This is a genomic window from Brevibacillus centrosporus (assembly GCF_003710815.1).
GTDB classification, from domain to species: Bacteria; Bacillota; Bacilli; order Brevibacillales; family Brevibacillaceae; genus Brevibacillus; species Brevibacillus centrosporus.
The window spans coordinates 1-21,492 of record NZ_RHHP01000006.1 but is presented as its reverse complement, the minus strand read 5'-3'; the positions used below and the strand labels follow the sequence as shown (position 1 = coordinate 21,492).

The 21,492-nt window shown below is 50.7% G+C and carries 20 protein-coding genes; 5 read left to right on the top strand and 15 right to left on the bottom strand.

Features of this window, described 5'->3' with window-relative positions; genetic code table 11:
• Positions 1–129: 129 nt before the first annotated feature.
• The 6 genes from EDM55_RS07035 to EDM55_RS07010 form a co-directional block, all read right to left on the bottom strand.
• Entirely contained in the window at positions 130–1,170 is a 1,041-nt protein-coding gene (locus EDM55_RS07035) for a FecCD family ABC transporter permease (protein WP_092266055.1), read from the bottom strand.
• Positions 1,167–2,192 carry a FecCD family ABC transporter permease gene (locus EDM55_RS07030; protein ID WP_122959947.1) on the bottom strand — a complete coding sequence of 342 codons (1,026 nt, stop codon included), beginning with the start codon at positions 2,190–2,192 and terminating at the stop codon, positions 1,167–1,169. Before EDM55_RS07030 ends, EDM55_RS07035 begins: the two co-directional genes overlap by 4 nt.
• 84 nt (positions 2,193–2,276) lie before the next feature.
• Positions 2,277–3,257, bottom strand: a complete 981-nt coding sequence (locus EDM55_RS07025; protein WP_122959946.1) for an ABC transporter substrate-binding protein — start codon at positions 3,255–3,257, stop codon at positions 2,277–2,279.
• A 39-nt stretch (positions 3,258–3,296) separates the two neighbouring features.
• The gene (locus tag EDM55_RS07020; RefSeq protein ID WP_246070966.1) at positions 3,297–4,502 is read right to left on the bottom strand and encodes an MFS transporter; all 1,206 of its coding nucleotides are present in this window, start codon (positions 4,500–4,502) and stop codon (positions 3,297–3,299) included.
• A 26-nt stretch (positions 4,503–4,528) separates the two neighbouring features.
• Positions 4,529–5,302: an IucA/IucC family C-terminal-domain containing protein gene (locus EDM55_RS07015; protein ID WP_122959945.1), complete on the bottom strand. Its 774-nt coding sequence runs from the start codon at positions 5,300–5,302 to the stop codon at positions 4,529–4,531.
• A 40-nt stretch (positions 5,303–5,342) separates the two neighbouring features.
• Positions 5,343–7,181, bottom strand: a complete 1,839-nt coding sequence (locus tag EDM55_RS07010) for an AraC family transcriptional regulator (protein ID WP_122959944.1) — start codon at positions 7,179–7,181, stop codon at positions 5,343–5,345.
• A gap of 182 nt (positions 7,182–7,363) precedes the next feature.
• On the opposite strand from EDM55_RS07010, the gene EDM55_RS07005 reads away from it, so the two are divergent.
• Both EDM55_RS07005 and EDM55_RS07000 read left to right on the top strand, forming a co-directional pair.
• Positions 7,364–7,813 carry a MarR family winged helix-turn-helix transcriptional regulator gene (locus tag EDM55_RS07005; RefSeq protein WP_092266060.1) on the top strand — a complete coding sequence of 150 codons (450 nt, stop codon included), beginning with the start codon at positions 7,364–7,366 and terminating at the stop codon, positions 7,811–7,813.
• Positions 7,814–7,882: 69 nt separating this feature from the next.
• The gene (locus EDM55_RS07000) at positions 7,883–8,692 is read left to right on the top strand and encodes an NmrA family NAD(P)-binding protein (protein ID WP_122959943.1); all 810 of its coding nucleotides are present in this window, start codon (positions 7,883–7,885) and stop codon (positions 8,690–8,692) included.
• A 49-nt stretch (positions 8,693–8,741) separates the two neighbouring features.
• Here the strand turns inward: EDM55_RS07000 and EDM55_RS06995 are convergent, their stop codons facing one another.
• The 3 genes from EDM55_RS06995 to EDM55_RS06985 all read right to left on the bottom strand — a co-directional run bounded on the left by EDM55_RS06995 (position 8,742) and on the right by EDM55_RS06985 (position 11,050).
• Positions 8,742–8,981, bottom strand: coding sequence for a DUF2798 domain-containing protein (locus tag EDM55_RS06995; RefSeq protein ID WP_092266062.1), 240 nt, complete (start codon positions 8,979–8,981; stop codon positions 8,742–8,744).
• A gap of 273 nt (positions 8,982–9,254) precedes the next feature.
• Positions 9,255–10,361, bottom strand: a complete 1,107-nt coding sequence (locus EDM55_RS06990) for an NADH:flavin oxidoreductase (protein WP_092266063.1) — start codon at positions 10,359–10,361, stop codon at positions 9,255–9,257.
• Between the two features lie 107 nt (positions 10,362–10,468).
• Positions 10,469–11,050 (bottom strand): TetR/AcrR family transcriptional regulator, encoded by a 582-nt coding sequence (locus tag EDM55_RS06985; RefSeq protein WP_092266064.1) that lies wholly within the window; start codon positions 11,048–11,050, stop codon positions 10,469–10,471.
• A gap of 246 nt (positions 11,051–11,296) precedes the next feature.
• Here EDM55_RS06985 and EDM55_RS06980 point away from each other — a divergent pair, with 246 nt between their 5' ends.
• Together EDM55_RS06980 and EDM55_RS06975 are read left to right on the top strand one after the other, a co-directional pair.
• Positions 11,297–14,416: a GNAT family N-acetyltransferase gene (locus EDM55_RS06980; RefSeq protein ID WP_122959942.1), complete on the top strand. Its 3,120-nt coding sequence runs from the start codon at positions 11,297–11,299 to the stop codon at positions 14,414–14,416.
• On the top strand, positions 14,403–15,260 hold the full coding sequence (locus EDM55_RS06975) for an amidohydrolase family protein (RefSeq protein WP_122959941.1): 858 nt from the start codon (positions 14,403–14,405) through the stop codon (positions 15,258–15,260). The genes EDM55_RS06980 and EDM55_RS06975 overlap by 14 nt, the downstream gene beginning before the upstream one ends.
• Positions 15,261–15,340: 80 nt before the next feature.
• Here the strand turns inward: EDM55_RS06975 and tyrS are convergent, their stop codons facing one another.
• Both tyrS and EDM55_RS06965 read right to left on the bottom strand, forming a co-directional pair.
• Entirely contained in the window at positions 15,341–16,600 is a 1,260-nt protein-coding gene (gene tyrS / locus EDM55_RS06970; protein WP_122959940.1) for a tyrosine--tRNA ligase, read from the bottom strand.
• A gap of 439 nt (positions 16,601–17,039) precedes the next feature.
• Positions 17,040–17,234: an RNA 2'-phosphotransferase gene (locus EDM55_RS06965; RefSeq protein WP_092266068.1), complete on the bottom strand. Its 195-nt coding sequence runs from the start codon at positions 17,232–17,234 to the stop codon at positions 17,040–17,042.
• Positions 17,235–17,568: 334 nt separating this feature from the next.
• Here EDM55_RS06965 and EDM55_RS06960 point away from each other — a divergent pair, with 334 nt between their 5' ends.
• Positions 17,569–18,090 carry an ECF transporter S component gene (locus tag EDM55_RS06960; RefSeq protein ID WP_092266069.1) on the top strand — a complete coding sequence of 174 codons (522 nt, stop codon included), beginning with the start codon at positions 17,569–17,571 and terminating at the stop codon, positions 18,088–18,090.
• Positions 18,091–18,171: 81 nt separating this feature from the next.
• Here EDM55_RS06960 and EDM55_RS06955 read toward each other — a convergent pair whose 3' ends face one another.
• The 4 genes from EDM55_RS06955 to EDM55_RS06935 form a co-directional block, all read right to left on the bottom strand.
• Positions 18,172–18,435, bottom strand: a complete 264-nt coding sequence (locus EDM55_RS06955; RefSeq protein WP_122959939.1) for a TroA family protein — start codon at positions 18,433–18,435, stop codon at positions 18,172–18,174.
• Positions 18,436–18,495: 60 nt separating this feature from the next.
• Positions 18,496–19,311: an ABC transporter permease gene (locus EDM55_RS06950; RefSeq protein ID WP_122959938.1), complete on the bottom strand. Its 816-nt coding sequence runs from the start codon at positions 19,309–19,311 to the stop codon at positions 18,496–18,498.
• On the bottom strand, positions 19,308–20,318 hold the full coding sequence (locus tag EDM55_RS06945) for an ATP-binding cassette domain-containing protein (protein WP_122959937.1): 1,011 nt from the start codon (positions 20,316–20,318) through the stop codon (positions 19,308–19,310). The genes EDM55_RS06950 and EDM55_RS06945 overlap by 4 nt, the downstream gene beginning before the upstream one ends.
• A 522-nt stretch (positions 20,319–20,840) precedes the next feature.
• A complete protein-coding gene (locus EDM55_RS06935; RefSeq protein WP_122959935.1) occupies positions 20,841–21,062 on the bottom strand; it encodes a hypothetical protein in 222 nt (73 codons plus the stop codon).
• Positions 21,063–21,492: the final 430 nt, after the last annotated feature.

Genomic DNA, 21,492 nt, shown 5'->3' with positions numbered 1-21,492 from the left:
ATGAAAAATTTGACAGGGCGCTTCTTCTCGATTGCGATATTTTGAATGGAGCGATCGATCCTCCAGTCAAACCTGAGAAGGCGCCTGGCTCCCCGTTTCACTTTTGCGATCCCGCCTGAAACCTAGATTCTATTGATTGCGATTTTTGTAGAGCAGGTAAATAAAGAAGGGTGCCCCTATGCTAGCGGTAAAGACCCCGGCAGGAATATCCTGCGGCTGAAACAACGTGCGGGCAACAGTATCCGCCAGCAGCAGCATCAGACTGCCGATCAATGCCGCTACCGGAATTAGTCCCCCATGTGCAGATCCAACGAGCTTGCGCGCAATATGCGGGGCGATGAGCCCGATAAATCCAATCGCTCCCGCTACCGCAACCGCCGAGCCTGCAAGTGCCACACTGATAAACAGCAGGATGACACGATGAAGCTGCACAGATGCTCCCAGTCCTCTCGCCATGTCGTCCCCCAGCTCCTGAACGTTGACGCTGCGAGCATACAGAAGGGCGAGGGGAATAAAAATGAGGACCCACGGAAGCAGCGAGTACACATTTTCCCAGGACGCACCATAAATGCTTCCCGTCATCCAGATATACGCCTTGCTGGCTGCCGTAATCGGACTGAGGACGAGCATAAGCATGGTCAGCGCACTGGTCGTCGCGGCTACGCCGATCCCGATCAAGACGAGTCGTGTCGAGGTGACTCCTTTGTTCCATGCCAGAAAATAAATGAGGGCAGACACCAGTGCGGCTCCGCAAAATGCGGCTAACGGGAGCCACCTCACACTCACGGCACCGGCCGTGTAAGTAATAAAGGCGACAGCCGCGAACGCCGCTCCTCCTGTAATTCCGATAATATCCGGGGAAGCCAGCGGATTGCGCACCACACCCTGTAGAAGCGCTCCGGACACACTTAGTGCAGCTCCTACGAGGACGGCGAGGATCACGCGAGGCATACGTAGGGTTCCGATTACCAGCTTGTTATCCGGGGTGCCTTGTCCTAACAGCGTTAGAACCACATCCCCGAAAGAAATCGTCTTGCTCCCCGCTTGGATGCTCAAGATCAAACCAGCTACTGTGCAGACAAACAATACAGTCAGAATAACTACGGTCTTCCTATCCACCAGAAAGGAATAACGCCCCGTTTTGCTACGCATCGTAAAGAGCCGATTCATTGGGCTGCCCCCTTTGCACGATACTCTTTGCGGGCCGTGTAGACAAAAAACGGCGCTCCTACCAGTGCGGTCATCACTCCGAGTGGCATTTCCGAAGGCATGATCAAAAAGCGTGCCGCGATATCTGCGATCAACAACAAGATACCGCCCAGCACCGCGCTATACGGAATGACCCAACGATAATCCACTCCGACAAAAAACCGGGCAATATGCGGAATGACAAGTCCAACGAATCCGATAGACCCTGCCACGGCAACAGAGCTTCCTGCCAAGAGAATGACCGCTGCGGCAATCGCCATTTTGACGAGAACCGTTTTTTGTCCCAAGCCTTTAGCGACATCCTCGCCCGAAGACAAAATGTTAACCGCCTGCCCGAGTGCGAGCGCCAAAATACCTGCCGCCAGCATATACGGCAGCACGGGAAGCAGTCCGTCCAAATCCTTTCCCGCTACCGAGCCCGCCAGCCAGAACAGTACGTTTTGCAAGCCCGATTCATCAAGCACCAGCATGCCTTGCGCGAAGGAAGCAAACAGTGCTGACATGGCCGAGCCCGCCAGCACGATTTTGATCGGCGTCATGCCGTCTCTGCCCAGCGAGCCAAGAAAATAGACGGATAAGGCAGCCACCCCTGCACCGAAAAAGGCAACCCAGATCAGTTGATCCATCGAAGAGACGGGCAAAAAGGCCAAGGCCAGAACCACAAAAAACACCGCCCCGGAATTGATGCCAAAGATGCTGGGTGACGCGAGTGGATTGCGCGTCAGAGCTTGCATCAGTGCACCTGCCACCGCCAAATTCCCACCGATGAGCGCTGCATAAATGGCACGCGGGAGCCGAGTCGTCTGGATGATGACATGTGCGTCCGAGGAACCATCGTAATGAAGAAAGGACTCGATGACCGTTTGAAAGCTGATCGGCGTGGTACCCCAGGCAATGCTGGCGACAAACAACAGCAAAAGGAGCAGGATGCCGATCGCAAGCCCGATTGCTTTGACAAAGGTCTTGTGTATGTATGAACGCACAAAAATCCTTCCTCGCCTTTTTATTTTTCAGAGCAGAAGAAAACTGTTGAAACCATCGCTGGTCAACAGCCTTCTTCTCGCGCATTATTTCAATTGGTAAAATTCGTACAGATCATCCACCATGCCGAGCGCAGCCAATGGACCCGAACCGTTATTCCATACTGCTGTATCTACCGCAAAGACGCGATTTTCTTTTACAGCACGCAGGTTTTTCCACAGCGGATGCTCCGTCCATTCTTTTCTCAAATCCATCCGCCCATCATCGCGAGTCGTACTGGTCTGATCAAACAGAATGTCAGCATCCATTTGCGAAATGTTCTCTTTGGAAGTAAGCTTCACTCCCCACTCTTCCCCTTTTTGGTTCATCGGTCGGGAAATTCCCAGCTCATCTAGGACCAGAGCAGAGAAACCTGTGTAAACGATACGCGCATGATCTGGACGGAAGTCGACGATCCCCACTTGCAGCTTCAGCTTGTCGCCCATTTTCTCTTTGAAATCAGCCACTTTTTTCGACCATTCCTCCAAGAACTTGGCCTCTTCCGCCTTTTTGTTCATCGCCTCTGCTGAGAGGCTCAGCGTATCCTTCCAAATATGCACCTCTTCCGTCATGACGGTTGGCGCAATCGCAGACAGCTGATCATAGATTTTCTCGTGACGAGTCTTGGAAGCGATAATCAAGTCTGGATGAAGGGAAACGATTGCTTCTATATTCGGCTGATTTTCATTCCCCAGATTCGTCACGCCGTCCATCTTGTCTTTGATGTAGTTGTACCAAGGCTGCTCAATCCACGATTCAACCGCACCCACAGGCTTGACGCCCAAGAGCAAAGCCGTGTCCGTCGCGCCTTGGAAAAGGGTAACGACTTTCTGCGGGGTTCCTTTTACTTCTGTCGTACCCATCGCATGCTTAATGACTCTGACATCCTGTTTGTCTGCTTCTTTTGTCGGTTCTGGTGCCGGCTGTGCAGGGGCTGCTTCCTGCTGTTTTCCTCCGCATCCTGCAAGCACAGCTACCGACAGCAGCATGGCGATCAATAACCAAGACCATTTTTGTGAACGAATCACTTGTAGTTCCTCCCCTAATGACTATCATGATTTTTATTTTTATTTCTCCGCGCTGGCAAGAAGCTTGGGCACTACCAGCAAGCGCATCCACAGCTGGTTGACAATCAGCAAGAGCGTCTGCCCGATAAAAATGAGAGACAATCCGAAATGCGTCGCAATCGCCCCCATCAGAAACGTCCCTGCGATCCCTCCCAAAAACACCGCGCAGTTGTGGTAGCTGTATGTCCTGCTCTCCATCCCTTTCGGGGCATACTGGCGGATCAAAACGTGCAAGGAAGGCATCATGCCGCCGAGACAGGCTCCTGTACAAAAGCGTAGGGCAATGAACGGCCACAGCTGTTGGACAAACGCCTGCGGGATCGAGAACGTGATCGTGCCGAGAACTGCCAGATTAAACACGCGTTCCGAGCCAAACCTGTCTCCCCACTTCCCCAGCTGGGGGGCCGAAAGCATGTTGGCAATGCCCATTACAGCTGTAGCCACTCCCGCCAAAATGACCACGTTGTCCTGGTGAGGCACCAGCTGCTGTACGTACAGCGGAATGAGCGGCAGCGTTCCTACCATCGCTGCCCGAACAAGAGCGGCGGAGACAAACAAAGCACCGATCGGCTTTCTGGCTACAATTTGCCGGAAATCTTGTACAAAATCTGTTTTTTCCCCATTCCGTTCCTTCTTCTCAAAGCTCTCCGTTATCCAAAAAATTACTATAATAGCAGCAAGCAAGATACAGAGGCCGGTTGAGCTAAAAACAGCGCGAAAACCGAATTGTACAGCAAGCAGGCTCCCCAGCAGCGGTCCGCAGATGGTTCCACCTACCGCACTCGCATGCAAAATACCGAGGGCATAACCGCTCCGCTCCGGTGGAGTGTTCGTAGCCGTAAAGGCGATGGCCGCCGGACTAAAGCCTGTCATCATACCGTTGATCAGCCGCAGGATCAGGAGCTGTAGCGGACTTGTCACAAACCCCATCAGCGTGATGGTAACCGCCATCCCAATACCGGAGCGAACGAGCATGGATTTGCGTCCATAGCGGTCAGCGAGCTTTCCCCATATCGGTGAAAACAAAAAGGCAGTGACGAGATTGGCGGCGTAAATCAGCCCGGTCCAGGACAGTACTTCCTTTGGATCCGTAAGCCCCATCTGCTGTAAATAAAGCGGTAGAAAAGGCGTGACACAGCTTAGGGACGACATGGTCAAAAATTGTCCGGAGCACAATATGTACAGATTCCGCTTCCATTTTTCCACGTGGATGACACAATCCTTTCCCTATGTCATCGCCTGTTCGCTCTCGGGCAAGCATCGCAATAATCTTCTTCTTTCGCGACCTGATAATAGTAGCAGCATGTTTTTCGGATGCGCGCTGGTTGATTGGAAGCATGGACAGCTGGCTCTTCCCCGTAAAACGGAGCAAATGGATGGCTGTCTTCACCAAAGAGTGCGGGTGGCGCTAGCTTTACCAGATACGAGAAGTCATCCCGTATGCGCTCGATGAGCTCACCCGTTGCCTCTTTTTCCATCCGCTTTTCGTATAGCGAAAACAGTCGCACCGCTGCGTTTTCCCATAGAATCGTCCGAGGGATTCTCGCCAGCTTGGAAAGATTTCGCCAGACTGGGGCTATGTTTTCGGCAAACAATCCCGCCAGGACGCGATCACGCCATTCGTTTCGACTCCCGTCTTTCGGGGAGCTAACCGCCAAAGTCCGCATGCCCATATGAGACAGCCACGGATCGCTCGACTGCTCGGATAAGACGAGACAGTAATTCCCGATGGATGCATCCAGCCCTTTGTTGTACATGGTCATCGCGTACAGCGTCGGGGCGACGGTCAGAAACGCATATCGCTTCGCAAGCAAAGAGGCGGTCACCTTTCTAGAAGGCGACGCCATGAACGCTGTCATTTGATCCAAATAGCCTGCGCACTTCTCCTCATCCAGCAAATGAGCAGCCGGATGGGTTGGCGTGAGCTGTAGAGCGGATGCCTCGTTCATGCGAAAATGCTTATTCAAATACTCCCATTCATCTGCTTCAAGCGGATCGTTTTTCATGACAAGCTCTCCCTTTTCGGGGACATGGATTCGGCTTCTTTTACAGCAACGCTTCTGCGATCTGATCCACTACCCGGTTAATGGCAATCGGACCATAGTAACCGATCCACATCGTGGTATTGACCGTGCTCACCTGATTGGCTTTCACCACGCGAAGGCCTTTCCAGATTGCAGACTTCTGGTATTCACGAGTCAGCTCCTCGTTTGAATCGTCCTTCAGAACGAAGAGGTGATCGGCATTCAGCTCTGTCATCGCATCTAGTCCGATAAACGAACTCGTCCTCTTGCTGTCTATTGCCATAGACGGCGCTGCCATTCCGAGATCGCGATACAAGATTTTGGCTGTTCGATGCGCGGTTGTATGCAGTCTGATCATATTGTCCCTGGGGCGAATCAAAGAGACGGTCTTTCCATTCATCTTGGCAGCTAGCGCATCTTTCAAAGAGACGATTTTCTGATTGTAATCATCGATGACTTTCTGCGCTTCTTTCTCTTTTCCAAGCATTTTTCCCAGGACGGGGAGCGAGACTCGCCAATCTTCATTTCTATCCAGCACAACGGTTGGCGCTATGGCGACAAGCTCTTCGTATAAATGCTCATGGATCTGCGTGCAAATGATCAACTCAGGTGATGTCTCGGCGATGGCGACCAGATCTGGCTCATCCTTTGTCCCTAAGCGCTTGATTCCTTCGAGCTTTCCCGATAGGTTCTCCGGCAATAAGACCGACGTATCACTCGTACCGAAGACACTTCCGATCGGCAAATGTCCCAACGAAAACAATTGATCAATATACTGATAATCCAATACGACTATCTTTTCAGGTGTATGAGCGAGGTCTAGTTCACCTTTACGATGACTGATTGTTCGGTGTGTAGCTTCTGTCACTCCCCCCTTGGATTGGGCCAATCTATGAGCTTCACTGTTGCTAGGCGACGAGCCTGTATTTTGATATTGATAATGAATCGCATTCTCGTCAGTAACACTATACATGGGCGTTTTTTGGGACACAATGTACGATGGCGACAAGTCGGATGGATTATCACGACAACCAGCTTGTTCTCTGAACTGTGAGGGGGAAAGCCCGCTGTACTTTTTGAACATCCGGCTGAAGTAATAGCTGTCTGAATAGCCCACCGCCTCCGCGATTTGAATCAAAGGCGCTTGCATCCGCGTAAGCAAATCTTTTGCCCTCTCCAATCGCAGCCGAAGCAAGTACTCCATGGGACCGATTTGCAGCTCTGCTTTGAACAAGCGTTGCAGCTGCCGCGGATTGCAGCCTAGCTGGTTTGCCAGTAGATCCAAGGAAATCTTTTGGGCATAATTTTCTTCCATGAATTGGACTGCGTGTTCAAGCAATCTTTGCGAGGTTGCCGTTTCTTTATGTACAGAAAGCTGCTGAAGCGTTTCATAGATAAACTGATGGAACAGCGCCTTGGCATGAAGCTTGTCGAGGGCACTGTTTTTTAGCCACTGCTGGTACAGCTTTTCTACCGTAGCCAGAAGAGAAAACGGAGCATGCGGGGCAAATCCAAGCGTACTTTGAAAGGGATCACTCGCTCTCTGCATCCGAAGCAGCTCTTCCCTGCATGGCATAATCAGGCTTGCCTTGTAGAGGATCATATAGTATTCGAGCGGTTCGCTTACCTCCACGACTGTAAATGACGCCCCCTTCCCTGCATGACAAACGGGATAAAGATCGGTCGCATACGGTGTTTGATCCAGCCACAGCTGCGCCCTGCCCCTGACTGTACATAGAAATGTGCTTGCCGCAAGCTTCGACGGGGGAAGAACCTCTCCCGGTGCGAGGATACTGCGGCGAACGTCCACTACCTTGAGAGCCGCGTGATTCCACAGCATCAATTGATCCTGAAAGGACAACTCCCATCCCTCCTACTACGTGCTTCACTGTACGAATTGATTGTGATTATTATATATGATAATGATTATCATTAACAACAAAAACGTACCGCAAAACTGCATGCATCTTGACAGTTTTCATCCAGTTCCTGTAAGCTTCATATAGTTAAGACCTTAACTATTTTTTCGGTGGTGTGTTTTCAATGAAAGAGGATTTGCAAAAATACGTACAGGATTTGCCGATGCCCTCCACCGTTTTCTTCGCGCTGGTCGAGACAACAGCCAAGCTCGTCGACCATTCCGAAAAATATTGGCAGTCGCAGGGGATGACCGGGGCAAGAATTCGCATCCTCGTCGAGATCATGAAGGAAGGCGGCTCAATCCTCCCCTCGATGCTGGCCGAGCGCATCGGTGTGAGCAAAGCCAATATCAGCCTGCTGCTCGGACCGCTGGAGAGTGAACAATGGATTCGTAGAGAGCCTCATGCAGTCGACGGAAGAAAAACGGTCATTATCATAACTGCTGCGGGGCAAAAGGTTTTGCTGAAGCATTTGCCTGGCAATCGTCAGCGCATCGAAGACAGCATGCGTGCTCTCGATGAAACGGAGCAGCGCCAATTGCTTTTCTTATTAAACAAACTCCGGCGGGGGTAGAGCTCTATACGTTTTGTCCATTTCGTTAAGCCCTTAACTATATGTCATTGAAAAGAGGCGAACAGATCGATGTCGATTGCCATTACAGGTGCAAACGGAAAGCTTGGAACTCTCATCCTCTCCCACCTCCTCGACCACATTCCAGCCCGGGATATCATTGCCTGCGTACGAAATCCACAAGCCATGCATGCGTATCAAGCGCGAGGAGCAGACATTCGTTTCTGCGATTACGACCAACCCGCCTCCCTTGCCCATGCTTTTCAAGGCGTGTCACAGCTCCTCCTGATCTCCAGTCCGATACTGGATAATGCTGCACGCTTGCAGCAGCATTCCCAAGTGATCGCGGCGGCAAAGCAAGCGTCCGTCTCACACATTCTGTATACGGGCTTTGCGTTTCCCGCTCCTGGCGCAAGCTCCCTGGCGGATCTTCATCTGGCTACCGAGCAAGCCATCCTCGACACCGGGATTCCTTTCACATTTTTGCGGAACGCCTTGTACATCGACTTTGTCGGTTCTCTTCCGCTCCATTCCGCCGTGGCAAATGGCTGCCTCACCGTCCCTCCTGGCGATTGGCGCTTCAATGCGGTCTCTCGCGCTGATCTGGCCAAAGGGATTGCTGCTGTTCTTGCAGAGCCAAAGAAGCATCTCAACAAAACCTACGAGCTCACTGCCTCCCATCCGTGGACATTTCATGACCTGACAGCTGCTTTGTCCGAGTTGAGCAGAAAGCCGCTTGTGCTGCAGGAGAATCCCGAGATGCAAAGCTGGCTGTACGGATTTTTGCGGCAGATCAACACGTCCAGCGTCTCCCGCGACCTGGAGCAATTGCTGGGGCATCCAACCACAGTCCTTAAAGAGAGCATTCGTCCCTTTCTCTAGACGAGTGGACCGAAAAAAACGCAACCTCCACGGGCTGCGTTTTTTCGTATCATTTGCTTTCGATAAATGTGATTTTTCTCATAATATACTTGCGAATAAGCTTCGGAAACATGTACGCACACGGAAAGGCGAACATGAACGCCGCCGGCCAAGCTTTCAGCCATTTGCCCAACAACTCCGCGTTAAAGCCGAAATTGATCAGCATCATAAAAAAGGAAATAATGCAGGACATCCCCAGTGCCATAAAAAAGGTGAACAGAATTGCTTCATATTTTTTGTTGATTCTCAATGGTATCTCCCTTTTGTCTCTGTATTTTTCTATTGCGTAAGTAAGTATTTCGATGAATTATACGTGATGAGAGCAGTTCTCTCTCCGCTTCTATAAAATACCTAACTATCATATCGAAATTTAAATTTCCCATCAAGGAGTTCGTGAAAGGCCAAATGCTTCCACTGCCATGATCCGTTAACCTGGGTAAGCCAAATATGGAAAAGCTTCTTCTGCATGAAAAAACACGCCTGTGTGGGCGTGTTTCTCATTGTTCAGGTAAAAGCTTTACGCTTAAACCAGTGTTTTCAGAGCTTCAGCCTGGAATGGGATCAGCTCATCCAGTCGATTGTCCCGGATCTTAGCCGCCCAAGCAGGATCAGCCAAAAGCGCGCGCCCGACAGCAACCAGATCAAACTCGCCTCTTTCCAAACGTTCGAGCAAGCCATCGATGTCAGCGACATCTGCGCCTTTTCCTTCTCTAAAGAGCTGCATGAACTCTTCATTTAGACCTACTGAGCCCACCGTAATGACGGGTTTTCCTGTCAGCTTTTTCGTCCAGCCCGCGAAATTCAGGTCGGAGCCTTCGAATTCCGGCTCCCAGAAACGGCGGGTTGAGCAATGGAAAATGTCGACGCCTGCCTCTACGAGCGGCTTCAGCAGCTGCTCCAGCTCCTCTGGCGTTTTCGCCAGCTTCGCATCGTATTGCGCGGATTTCCACTGCGACAGCCGCAGGACAATCGGAAAATCGGGTCCTACCGCGGCGCGGCATGCAGCCACGATTTCCGCTGCAAACCGGGTCCGCTCTACCAGGTCTCCACCATAACGGTCCGTGCGTTGGTTCGTCCGCTCCCAGAGAAACTGGTCGATCAAGTAGCCGTGTGCCCCATGAAGCTCGACGCCGTCAAAGCCCAGCTTCTTGGCATCAGCCGCCGCTTGGGCAAATGCCGCAATGACTTGCGTGATTTCCTCTTCTGTCATGGGTTCCTCGACTTTTTTCCCCTCGAGCGTCAAACCGGATGGACCAATAGAATGAGCTTCCGGATGAGGGAGGGAGTTCGGCTTGCGCGTCATACCGACATGCCAAATTTGCGGAATGATTTTCCCGCCGGCAGCATGGACCTCCTCTACGACCTTTGCCCAGCCTTGCAAAGCTGCTTCCCCATGGAAATTCGGCACATTCGGATTGTCCGTCGCCGCTGGATGGTTGATGAGCGTGCCTTCCGTTACGATCAAGCCAACACCATTCTCCGCGCGTCTGCGGTAGTAAGCGGCCACATTCTCACCAGGCACACCATTAGGAGAAAAGGCTCGGGTCATCGGAGCCATTACAATGCGGTTCGCAAGCTTCAGACCTCCAAGCTCAATCGGTTGAAACAATATGTCCAAGGCAGTAGTCATGGGCTTTTCCCTCCAGATATGGTCTTGTGAATGAAGCGGAATGCTAAGCAAATAGAGTCACATGGAAGATCACCAAGGAGAGCAGCGATACACGAGCGGCGACAAACCTATTTCAGCAATTGTAGTAAGGTGGACAAAGAGTCCTCCACGAATTCTCTTTCCGGCTTTGACTTCAGCGTCACCAAAAGTCCAGCCATGTACACAACGAGCGATCGCGATACTGCCGCCGCATCCAGTTTCTCGGCAAGCTCCCCCGTCTCCATTCCTCGCTCGATTGCCTGTTGAAATAGTACTTGCAGCTGCGTTTGATTGTGTCTGGTAATACGAGCGAATTCGGGATCATGCGGTGCGAGCTCAACCATCGTATTGATCGAGAAGCAGCCACGATTGGGCTTGGCATCATAGGCGGCAGCAATGATGTCTGCAAAGCAAGACCGTATGGCTTCTCGAATCGTCGTCTCCTTCTGAAGCTTTGCTTGATAATAGGCCATGGTGGCTTCCGAATACTTTGCCAGGCATGCTAGAAAGAGAGACTGCTTATCGCCAAACGTCGCATACAAACTCGTCCGTTGGATGCCCATTCGTGCAGTAAGGTCGCTGAGCGAGGTTGCCTCATAGCCCTTTTCCCAAAACACCTGCATGGCAGCATCTAATGCGGCTCGCTCGTCGAACTCCTTGCTTCGTGCCATGAATGCTCTTTCGTCTCCTTTTTGTACTGATCGGTACGGAATTATCTTACTGTTCACCATTCGTTGCTGTCAACCAATCGCTGCACTTTGCCGCACATCACAGAAAAACCACTGCCTTTTATGGTTCCTTATACAATGATTGCTATTCGCATTGTTATTTCTTTCAAGCGAAACTGTGCCTATCTTTCTACCGTACACTCTAGTAAAATATACAGAAATTTACATGATGAGAGAGGTGTAAGCACCATGGAATTGATTTCGATCGTCCCCTACCGACCGGAGCTGGCAGCAGCCGTGGCCGACATGTGGAACGCAAGCCGGGACAGCTGGGGTGGCGGCAATTCGATCTCTACCGCTGAGCAGATTCAACAGGAAGAAGCGAGCTCCGATGCCCTTTTTGTCTACCTGGCAATGGAAGGGGAAAGGGTCGTAGGCTATTGCAGCCTGGGAGAATATCGGGAAGATACTGGTGCACTATACATACCCCTCCTCAATGTACGCCCGGACTATCATGGAAAAAAGGTCGGCCGCATGCTGCTTGCCCGCGCGTTGGAGAAAACCATTGAGCTCAGATGGCCTCGACTGGACCTCTATACGTGGGCGGGGAACACCAAAGCCGTGCCGCTTTATAAAAAGTTCGGTTTCTTCTGGGAAGACCGGGATGACTCGACTCATCTGATGAACATGATCCCTACTGTGATGCATACCGAGGCGCTCGCTCCCTATTTTGAGCATCTCGACTGGTATCAGGATTCCACCCGAGAGATCGTGGTCGAGCCGGATGGAAGAAAGGAAAATGGCTTCGACTACTTCACCTACTCCTGGGCAAAAGGAGACACGAGCTTGCGGGTAGAGTTTGAACGGCTGGGCCGTGGCATGCGTCTCATTGAAACCGAGGATTATCTCGTGTCAGCTGAGGTAGAGAAGCTGGAGCTCGTTTTTGGCAGAGAGTATCAAATTCATTACCGCATCGTGAATAAATCTGGCAAGCCGCTCCAGCTTTCCTTGCAGGGGGAATCCAACGAGTCGATCCGCTTTGATTACCAGCAGGAGCTTATCGTTACAGGAGAGGCGGCTTTATCGGCAGGCTTTTTCGTCCATCCGATCACAGAAGAGCAAAGCGTCTGGCGCACACACCCCCGGGTCAGCACAAATCTGGTGATCAACGGAAAATCAGCTGTATTCCATGTTGGGATTGTCCCCAAGTTTCCCGCATCTCTCACCTTGCAGCTGCCTGGTCTCGCCTATCCGGGTAGGTCTGTGCAGTTTTATTTGGACGTAGAGAACAATTTTGCCGAAGAGGCTGTGTTTGCTTTTGAACTGCCTTCCCGCTCCTTTCTCTCCATCTCGGATCAGCCGCGTACACTACGACTTCAAGGCAAAGAACGCACCTCCGTTCCTCTCGTCGCAGACCTGCATGATTACGGGTTTTACGGGGGAGACGTACAGATCAACGCACAGCTATCAGACGGCACCTCTGTCTCGTTTTCCAAAAAGATCGGCGTTGCCTTTGCCGGTCCGGGAGCTTTGTTGTCTGGCGAAACAGAGCAAACCTGGCAGGTCCATCATGGCTATCATTCTCTGTATTTCAGCAAGGACGACAACGAGATTACGATCTTCAGCGGTACGGGAGGGGAGCCGACAACTCTCCTACATCCGAAAGTCGGCAAACCGTATTCCAGCGAGTTCTCGAAAAAACGAGCGGAGCAGATCACCTGCATCCAAGAGAGGGGCGGTATCGGGATCCGTGCTGTCTATCAGCCAGGAGCACACCCGCACATTCGCCTGATCGGAAAGACTCTCCTCTTCGGAGATGGCACTGTCGAGCACGGGTTTGAAGTAGAGAATCGGTCAGCCGATCAAATGTCTCCAGAGCTTTGGGTGAATCAAGGGATCTCTCATGATTTAGAGAGACCCATCTTTCCCTATCAAGGCCGCTATGTCGAAATCCCCTCCTCCTATGGCAGTGACCTGGACTATTGGGATGGAGAGCTGATCAGCGAGAATTGGCTGTTTTCACGGGACGAGTCCGCACCATGGGGGATGACTTGGCCTAAAGAGTGTCGCGCCGACTTACAAGGCTGGTATATTTCCGTTGAAAAGGATGTTGGACCTGTAGCACCGCTCGGAAAAACAACGTACGGGCCACTTCATTTCACACATGGCAGCTTTCCCGATTGGAAGGAATTCCGTGCATTTGCCAGAAAAGAAGCTCTGCCCCAAGACGTCTCCTTGACGCCTCATTTGGAGCTGGTTGCCAACGATTACAATCCGTTTATCCATGACGAAGAAATACGCGTCCAAGTAAACGAATACAAGCAGCAGTATTTGGATGGCGAATTGACAGCATCCTTCGCGCATGAAGCCGGTGCTGGTCAAATCCAGCATTTCACGGAGGATGAGGAAGTAACAGAGAGCAGCTTTTCGCTCGCCACTCCTGATCAGGGCTATGCGCTCATACAGGTAGATGCCCGGTTTGCTACGCACGAGTCTCCACTGCGAAGCGTCATATTTCCTGTCGGACGAGGTGAAGTGATCCGGGAGAAGGTCGTGGATCAAGGACGAGAGACGTTCCTCGTCGACAACGGTCTGTTGCAGCTGAAAGCAGCACCCGCTTTTTATCCGGCGCTCTACTCTCTCGTCATCAATGGGCAGGAATGGTTGGCCAGCTCCTTCCCCGAGCGTCAGCCCAAATCCTGGTGGAACCCGTGGACAGGAGGAATCCGCACAGAGATTGAAGGATTGAGTGCCTTTTCTCTCGTAAAGGAGGAACACACCGCCGCCTTCGTCGAACTGACCGATAATCAGCAAAACAGGTGGCAGGGAATGAAGCTGAGCTACACGGCGAACAAACAAGAGAAGCTACGCAACATGACGTGCCACCAGTACTTCTTGCTGCTTCCCGGAGTACCGCTCCTCTGCCATACCGTAGAAATCGAACAGAAAACCGGTACCTATTTTGCGTCGAAGGGCTGGACGACTGACGTATTCCTGCAACCAGGTGACGAAGACGCGCCCGTTTGGCTGAAGACGACCGGAGCAGATGGCATGCAGCTCACCTATCAGCTGGCACAGGGCGAGCTGGCTGTAAACGAGGCCTCTGATTATACCGTGGGCAGCGCCGCCCGCAAAGATATCATGCAGATCATCACGGACTTGGACCAGTCCGATTTGAGTGCATACGCCAACAAAGAAGTGGCTGTCGCCTCGGTTGTACGCGAGCTAGATTTGCCAAACAACACCTCGGCCTTTACCCCGCCCGTCTTTTTCCTGTTCGCAGACAAAGAGCTTCCTTCCACGTCTTTGGATGCTTTGCGAGCGATTCGATTTACGAGCCAAGGGAGGATATCGGATGAAAATCATTGATGCCCATATGCATTTATCCCAGATTGAAGAGTTCAAACGTACAGCGGCTGAGAAATCGTTCGTCGATTACTCCGTCACAGGCATCCTGCAGGAGTACGCGGAAAATGGCGTCGTGCTCGGGATCGGCATGGGGCTAACGGAGACGCAGCCGGATGGATTTCCCGATGCAAAAACGGTCACGCCAATGGGACTGGACCTCACGGAGGAGCTTCCCCCTCAGCTCGTTTATTGCCTGGGGATCAATCCGTTCACGCTGGATCAAGCGGCAGTGGCACGACTGGATGAGGACTTGAAGAAGCCAAACGCAGTCGGGTTGAAGATCTATTTGGGCTACTATCCCTTCTACGCCTACGACAGCGTCTACGATCCGGTCTATGCGCTGGCAGCGAAGCACCAAGTTCCTGTCGTTTTTCACACGGGCGACACCTACTCGGAGCGCGGACTTTTGAAATACTCCCATCCACTCACATTGGACGAAGTAGCGGTAAAGCATCGGGAGGTCAACTTCATGATGGCTCACTTCGGAGATCCCTGGGTGCTGGATGGGGCGGAGGTCGTTTACAAAAACCGGAACATGTTTGCGGATCTATCTGGCCTCATGGTCGGGGACGCAGCCAATTGCCAGCGGCTGAAGGATTCCCCGCTGTTCTTCTCCCACCTCCGTCACGCTATCACTTACTGCGACCACTATGAAAAGTTTTTGTTTGGAACGGACTGGCCGCTTGCGCCCATCATGCCTTACATCCAATTCGTGCTGGAGCTGATCCCTGCCGAGTATCACGAGGATGTGTTTTATAAAACAGCTTTGAAGGTGTTTCCGAAGATACGGTCGTTGGTCGAGTAGGCACCCTCAGACTCCCTATCCGATCGACAGCAAAATCCCCCTTGGTCTCCCAAGGGGGTTCTTGTTGTCTCTTCACTGGTCTAAAGCATTTTCACCAAGCTGTAGTTTTTCTTGCCTTTGCGGATGATGATAAAACGTCCGCCAATTGCCAGATCCGGTGTTACTTCGAGAGCCAGGTCGCTAAGCTTCTCTCCGTTCATGGAAATCGCGCCATTGTTGATGTCCTCACGCGCCTGGCGCTTGGAGGGCTCGATGCCGAGATCGACGAGCCAGTCGACGATGTTTTTCGCTTCCTTCGTCGCTTCAAAAGTCGGCATTTCTTTAAAGCCTTGCTCAATCTCGTCAGCCGTCAGCGATTTGATGTCGCCCGTAAACAGCGCTGCGGTAATGCGTTTTGCCTGCTCCAGCATTTCTTCGCCGTGCACAAATCGGGTCATTTCTTCTGCCAGCGTTTTTTGCGCCTCGCGCTTGTGCGGCTCAGTCTGCACTTTTTCCGCCAGCTCCTCGATTTGCTCTTTGGAGAGGAACGTAAAGTACTTCAAGTATTTCACGACATCGCGGTCATCGGTATTCGCCCAGAACTGGTAGAATTCGAATGGCGTAGTCTTGTTCGGATCCAACCAGATCGCGCCACCAGCTGTTTTCCCGAATTTCGTACCGTCGGATTTCAGCATCAGCGGAATGGTCAGTCCGAATGCTTTGGATTCGTGTCCTTCTTTTTTACGGATCAGCTCCAAACCGCTAGTGATGTTGCCCCATTGGTCCGAGCCTCCCACTTGCAGCTGTACATCCTCATGTTTGTACAGGTGCAGATAGTCGAGGGACTGCAGGATTTGGTAGGAGAATTCAGTAAAGGAAATACCACTCTCCAGTCGACTCGCTACCACGTCTTTTGCCAGCATGGAGTTGATGCTGAAGTTTTTCCCGTAATCACGCAAGAACTCGATCACGTTGATTTTATGCGTCCAGTCGTAGTTGTTGACCATGCGGATCTGGTTGTCGCCTTCTGTCACGAACAGCTTTTTCATTTGGGCAGTCAGCGCATCCACGTTTGCCTGGATTTGCTCCAAGGTTTGCAAGGAACGCTCGGATTGACGTCCGCTTGGGTCTCCGATCGTACCTGTAGCGCCCCCAATCAAAATGACGGGACGGTGACCAGCAAGCTGGAAGCGTTTCAGCACCATGAAAGGAATCAGGTGCCCAATATGCATACTGTCTCCAGTCGGGTCTACGCCACAGTACACGGAGATCGATTTTTGGCTGGTCAATTCGCGAAGACCTTCTTCATCCGTCTGTTGGTTGATGGCTTCGCGCCATGCGAGCTCGTCGATAATGTTCACTGCTAAGCACTCCTTCATTTTCATAGATACTTAAAACCGAATTAGATTGCGAGAAAGTAGAAAACTTGGCTCCGTCAAGCATTGAGGCGGAGCCTTAGTTGCACTTATACTGGCTAAGAATCTTATCAATTCTTCCTGTATAAAAAAATCGCCCCTAGTCATGAAGACATAGGGACGATTGATTAACCGTGGTACCACCCAGATTGCACGAATGGATTTTGCGCACATCGCGCCCATTCCTGCCGCTCTCGGCGAGTTATCGTTCGCCATTCCGCTCAGCATTACCCGAGATACTCCAGAGTTGTAATTCGCAGGCTTCGTGTGTACCGGATTCCATCACCCCCCGGCTTTCTGAAACAGGGACCAAGCTGCTACTAGGCTCTTTCAACGTATATCGCATATAAGATTACAGACAGTATAGTGAATTCCTGATGTGGTGTCAACTGGTGGGGGGAGACACAACCATGATATGAAAATCCTGCTCGGAAACGTGGCGCCAGACCGGCTGTTCTTGCAAGGAGGAAATCAATTGCTCGATCTCCACCCATCCGTACTCATCCACCTCCAGCTCGTACTCATGCGGCGCATGTCGTAGAGCATACGACATTTCCTTGCTTAGCCTTTGATAATCCACCTTGGAGGCTCTCCTTTCTTTTGCCTAACTACGTGGCTCTGCCGTTTTCAATACTTTCTCGAAAATCTCCCTATCGCGAAAAAGAACGGCTTTCCCGTACATCATCGCATTGCTCTGCACAGTTGAAGGTGATTCCAGCTTCTATACTTCCTTTTATTTTATTTGTTGGCTGTTTTTGGAATGATATTACTATACACGCTTCGCCTTGGGAACCCTATGGAGAAGATTCCCAAACAAATATAGTTATGCACCCTCGTACATAAGTAGCACATACCATATTTATTAATTGGTTGATTATGAGTATGATAAGAGAAAAAAAGAAAGAGGCAATCATATGGGTTCCTTATCTTCGAGAAACACATCACAAACCAAGACCTTGGTTATCAACGCCCTTTTCATCGCTTTAACTCTCGTATTTACCATGTTCATCAACCTGCGGCTCCCGATCATGGGGAACGGTGGCCTCATTCACCTCGGCAACGTGCCTCTGTTTATTGCCGCCTTTGTTTTTGGCAAAAGGACCGGAGCCATCGCAGGCGCTTTCGGGATGGGTCTCTTTGACCTGATCTCGGGATGGACTACGTGGGCACCGTTTACCTTTGTCATCGTAGGTGCGATGGGCTATGTAGCTGGCCTCCTGGCGGAAAAGACACCGGGCAACAGAATCTGGGTCTATTCTCTGGCTATTATCGTAGCGCTGGTCATCAAAATCGTGGGTTATTATTTTGCCGAGGTTATCCTGTACGCCAACTGGATTCAACCATTTGGCTCAATCCCTGGCAATCTGCTTCAAGTCGTTGTTGCTGGAATTATCGTCCTGCCTCTCGTTGGGCGATTGAAAAAAATAGCAGGGTAACCCTTCCAACTGAACCAAAAAACCGCTCAAGTGATCCTTCATTCACCTGAGCGGTTTTTTTATCGAGCAGCCTGTTATTCCTTATTGGTCCAGATGCTTTTGCACACTTTCCAAAAACTTGATTCGGCTATACGCGGGACCGCCTTCCATTAGTGGATCAACCACGTTGACAAAGACGTGATTCTCTTTAAAGGCATTGATGCTTTGGACAACAGGATTCTTTTCCCATTCATCTAAGGCATGGGTCGAATCCTGATTTTCACTCGTGGAAACTTGTACAAACAAATAATCCGGATTCATATCTCCGAGCTTCTCAATAGAGAGGGCCTCCTGCGTTTTCGCCATGCGGATCTCTATCCAAGCGTTTTACACGATTACCAGAAGCATTCTATCCTTTTTCCCTTTTTACGTTCGGCGCATATAAGCACGTACCGTCAGCGGCGCGAAGATCGCCACGATAACAGCGGCGCTCACGATGGATATGATAAACTCGAAGCCGATCGCTCCGTTATTGGCCAGCTCCCGGACGGCGCTGACGAGATGGGAAATCGGGTTGATATTGACAAACCACTGGAGCCAGGTCGGCATGGTTTCCACGGGTACGAAAGCGTTGGAAAGAAACGTGAGCGGAAACAGAACGATCATGGAGATCCCTTGTACGCTCGCCGCCGTTCGGGCAATGACACCGAAAAAGGCAAAAATCCAGCTGACAGCCCATGAGCAAGCAATGACGAGGATCGCAGCGATGGCAACAGACCCCAGACCACCAACTGGCTGGTACCCCATGATGTACCCCATGACAAAGGTCAGCACAGTAGCAATGGTGTAGCGCACAGTATCTGCGAGCACGGCACCGGCTAAAGGCGCGATACGAGCGATCGGCAGTGATTTGAATCGGTCAAATACGCCTTTATCCATGTCTTCTCGCAGCTGTACGCCCGTGACAACAGAAGTCCCGATAACCGTTTGCACGAGGATTCCCGGAATGATAATCGGCAAATAATTTTCCACATTACCTGAGATGGCACCACCAAAAATATAGGTGAACATCAACGTAAACAAAATCGGTTGAAGCGTAACGTCAAATAATTGCTCAGGTGTGCGGCGGATCTTCAGCAGACCGCGGTAGGCCATCGTCAATGAGTTGCGAAGCGTTTGACCAAAGCTGGTATGATTTTTTAATGGACGACTCGTCTCTCGCCCTAAAGATGTGCTTTTCATGCTCTGACTTCCTCCATTCTTTCCTGTTGGCCTTGAGCTTTCGTTTCATTCGCAGCAGCCCCATGTCCCGTAATCGTGAGGAATACTTCGTCCAAGGTCGGCTTTTGGACGCTGATTTCAGCGAGTTGAATTCCTCTCGTGCGAAGAGCAATCAGCAAATCCGTTACTTGATCCGCATCCGCCATGGGTGCCGTAATCTTGGCTGCTTCTGCGGTTACACTGGAACGAACCTGGAGGACCTGCTCCACGATTTCCTTTGCACCCGCAATGTCTTTTGCATCATGCACGCGCAGATGCAGGGCCGATGTCCCGACAGATGCTTTCAGTTCATCCACCGTACCTTCTGCCACGACATGCCCCCGATCAATCACGGCGATCCGGTCGGCCAGCTGGTCTGCTTCATCGAGGTATTGCGTGGTGAGCAGCACAGTCGATCCGGTGACCACCAGGCGACGAATCGTATCCCACATTTGCGAACGCGTACGCGGGTCAAGACCTGTCGTTGGCTCATCGAGGAAAATGAGAGGGGGCTGGGCAATCAGACTGGCTGCCAAATCCAACCGCCTGCGCATCCCCCCGGAAAAATGCTTGAGCGGACGCTTCGCCGCTTCCGTCAATCCAAATTCCTCCAGCAGCTCCTCTGCCTTTTTCCGTGCTTCCGATCGTCCCAGCCCGAGCAAGCGTGAAAAAATAATCAGGTTTTCCGTAGCGCTGAGCGACTCATCTACCGAGGCGTACTGCCCCGTCACCCCAATCAGCTGGCGCACAATATGCGATTCTTTCACGACATCGTGCCCAAAAATGCGCGCCTGCCCGGCATCCGGCCGAAGCAAGGTCGCTAACATGCGAATCGTCGTCGTTTTGCCTGCTCCGTTCGGCCCGAGCACACCGTAGATCGAACCCGCCCGCACATTCAAATCCACTCCGTCTACCGCGCGATTATCTCCAAACGTTTTTACCAGCCCTCGGGCCTCGACCGCCCATTCCGTGTTGTACGCATTACTCATTGCCGCATCTCCTTACCCCATGTTTTATTTAATACGGATACAATAACGTGCGAATTTAAACGGAATGTAAACGGGGTGGCAACTTTTCCTTTGCAAAGTGGAAAGGGCTATTTTATCTTGGGCGTTACAGGCTGATCTTCTTTTCAGCAACAAAAAAACGGCATTTCTGCCGTTTTCGTAGTTGTTATTGCTATTTGGAGGTCAAAGAAAGATAGATCGAATCGTGCCTCTTTCATGTCAGTAGAAGGAGGGTTTTTTCAAGCTCATGCAGCTTCATCGATCTTTCATTCAGTCGGACTTCTGGGGTTCCAACGACTTTGGGGATCATTACTTGTACGCCTTTTGTGATGGTGAAGGAGGCGGTCACATTACTGCTAATAACTAAAGTTGTATTAGCGTTGCTCCTACTCCAATGGGTCGGCGCGGAAATTATCTTCTCTCCTAGTTCAAAAAAGCTTACAGCTAGGGTATTGTTTTTCATAGCGTTAAAGGAATACTCCACTCATTCAAGCAAATCACTGTTTATTGTTCAAAGTCTTTTTTCTTTACCGCACTCTTTTTTGAATGATCACTCCAAACACCTGCGGGACTCGATAATGTCTTTGCAATGAAATGAGATGCAATCAGCAATACAGCAAATGTAAGGCCGTCATTTTTAATCCTAAATTCCAGTAGTGGATATAAGATAAAAAGAAGCACCTGTATACCCACAAGATAGAGAACATATAATCCCTTATCATGCATAGCTGCTTCACCTTCTTTCTTCATATTCAGATTTTATTAATGGAATCTCCATAACTGTTTGTGGCTCATAATGTACATTTGGCTCTACGGAAATTGAAAATCCTTTCATGTATCCAAGCTGATTGAAACAGAAGTCTTTAATAAATGCTGTGATGAGTTCTTCGTTTAGTATCATAAGTGCCTCCAATGTATATTACTGATTCCATCATTTCTATTGACTGATTGAACTATAGGCATCATGGCCTTTATTTTATACCATTTTCTTACAGATTTGAATTTTCCCTTTGGACATTCGCCGGCAAACATAAGCTTTTTATGATCGCACTAATTATTGAATGCACTAAACCCTCCACAAATTTACTACCGCTTTATTCCCAACATGTAAAATGAAACCTTGAAATATCAAGGTTTCTCAGATTGTTGAGAAAGC

Bases quoted from the DNA above. Each gene is read 5' to 3' on its own strand.
- EDM55_RS07035 (WP_092266055.1), bottom strand. From the start codon at position 1,170: ATGAATCGGCTCTTTACGATGCGTAGCAAAACGGGGCGTTATTCCTTT.
- EDM55_RS07015 (WP_122959945.1), bottom strand. From the start codon at position 5,302: ATGAAAAACGATCCGCTTGAAGCAGATGAATGGGAGTATTTGAATAAG.
- EDM55_RS07005 (WP_092266060.1), top strand. From the start codon at position 7,364: ATGAAAGAGGATTTGCAAAAATACGTACAGGATTTGCCGATGCCCTCC.
- EDM55_RS07000 (WP_122959943.1), top strand. From the start codon at position 7,883: ATGTCGATTGCCATTACAGGTGCAAACGGAAAGCTTGGAACTCTCATC.
- EDM55_RS06990 (WP_092266063.1), bottom strand. From the start codon at position 10,361: ATGACTACTGCCTTGGACATATTGTTTCAACCGATTGAGCTTGGAGGT.
- EDM55_RS06985 (WP_092266064.1), bottom strand. From the start codon at position 11,050: ATGGCACGAAGCAAGGAGTTCGACGAGCGAGCCGCATTAGATGCTGCC.
- EDM55_RS06980 (WP_122959942.1), top strand. From the start codon at position 11,297: ATGGAATTGATTTCGATCGTCCCCTACCGACCGGAGCTGGCAGCAGCC.
- EDM55_RS06975 (WP_122959941.1), top strand. From the start codon at position 14,403: ATGAAAATCATTGATGCCCATATGCATTTATCCCAGATTGAAGAGTTC.
- EDM55_RS06960 (WP_092266069.1), top strand. From the start codon at position 17,569: ATGGGTTCCTTATCTTCGAGAAACACATCACAAACCAAGACCTTGGTT.
- EDM55_RS06955 (WP_122959939.1), bottom strand. From the start codon at position 18,435: ATGGCGAAAACGCAGGAGGCCCTCTCTATTGAGAAGCTCGGAGATATG.
- EDM55_RS06950 (WP_122959938.1), bottom strand. From the start codon at position 19,311: ATGAAAAGCACATCTTTAGGGCGAGAGACGAGTCGTCCATTAAAAAAT.
- EDM55_RS06945 (WP_122959937.1), bottom strand. From the start codon at position 20,318: ATGAGTAATGCGTACAACACGGAATGGGCGGTCGAGGCCCGAGGGCTG.
- EDM55_RS06935 (WP_122959935.1), bottom strand. From the start codon at position 21,062: ATGCATGATAAGGGATTATATGTTCTCTATCTTGTGGGTATACAGGTG.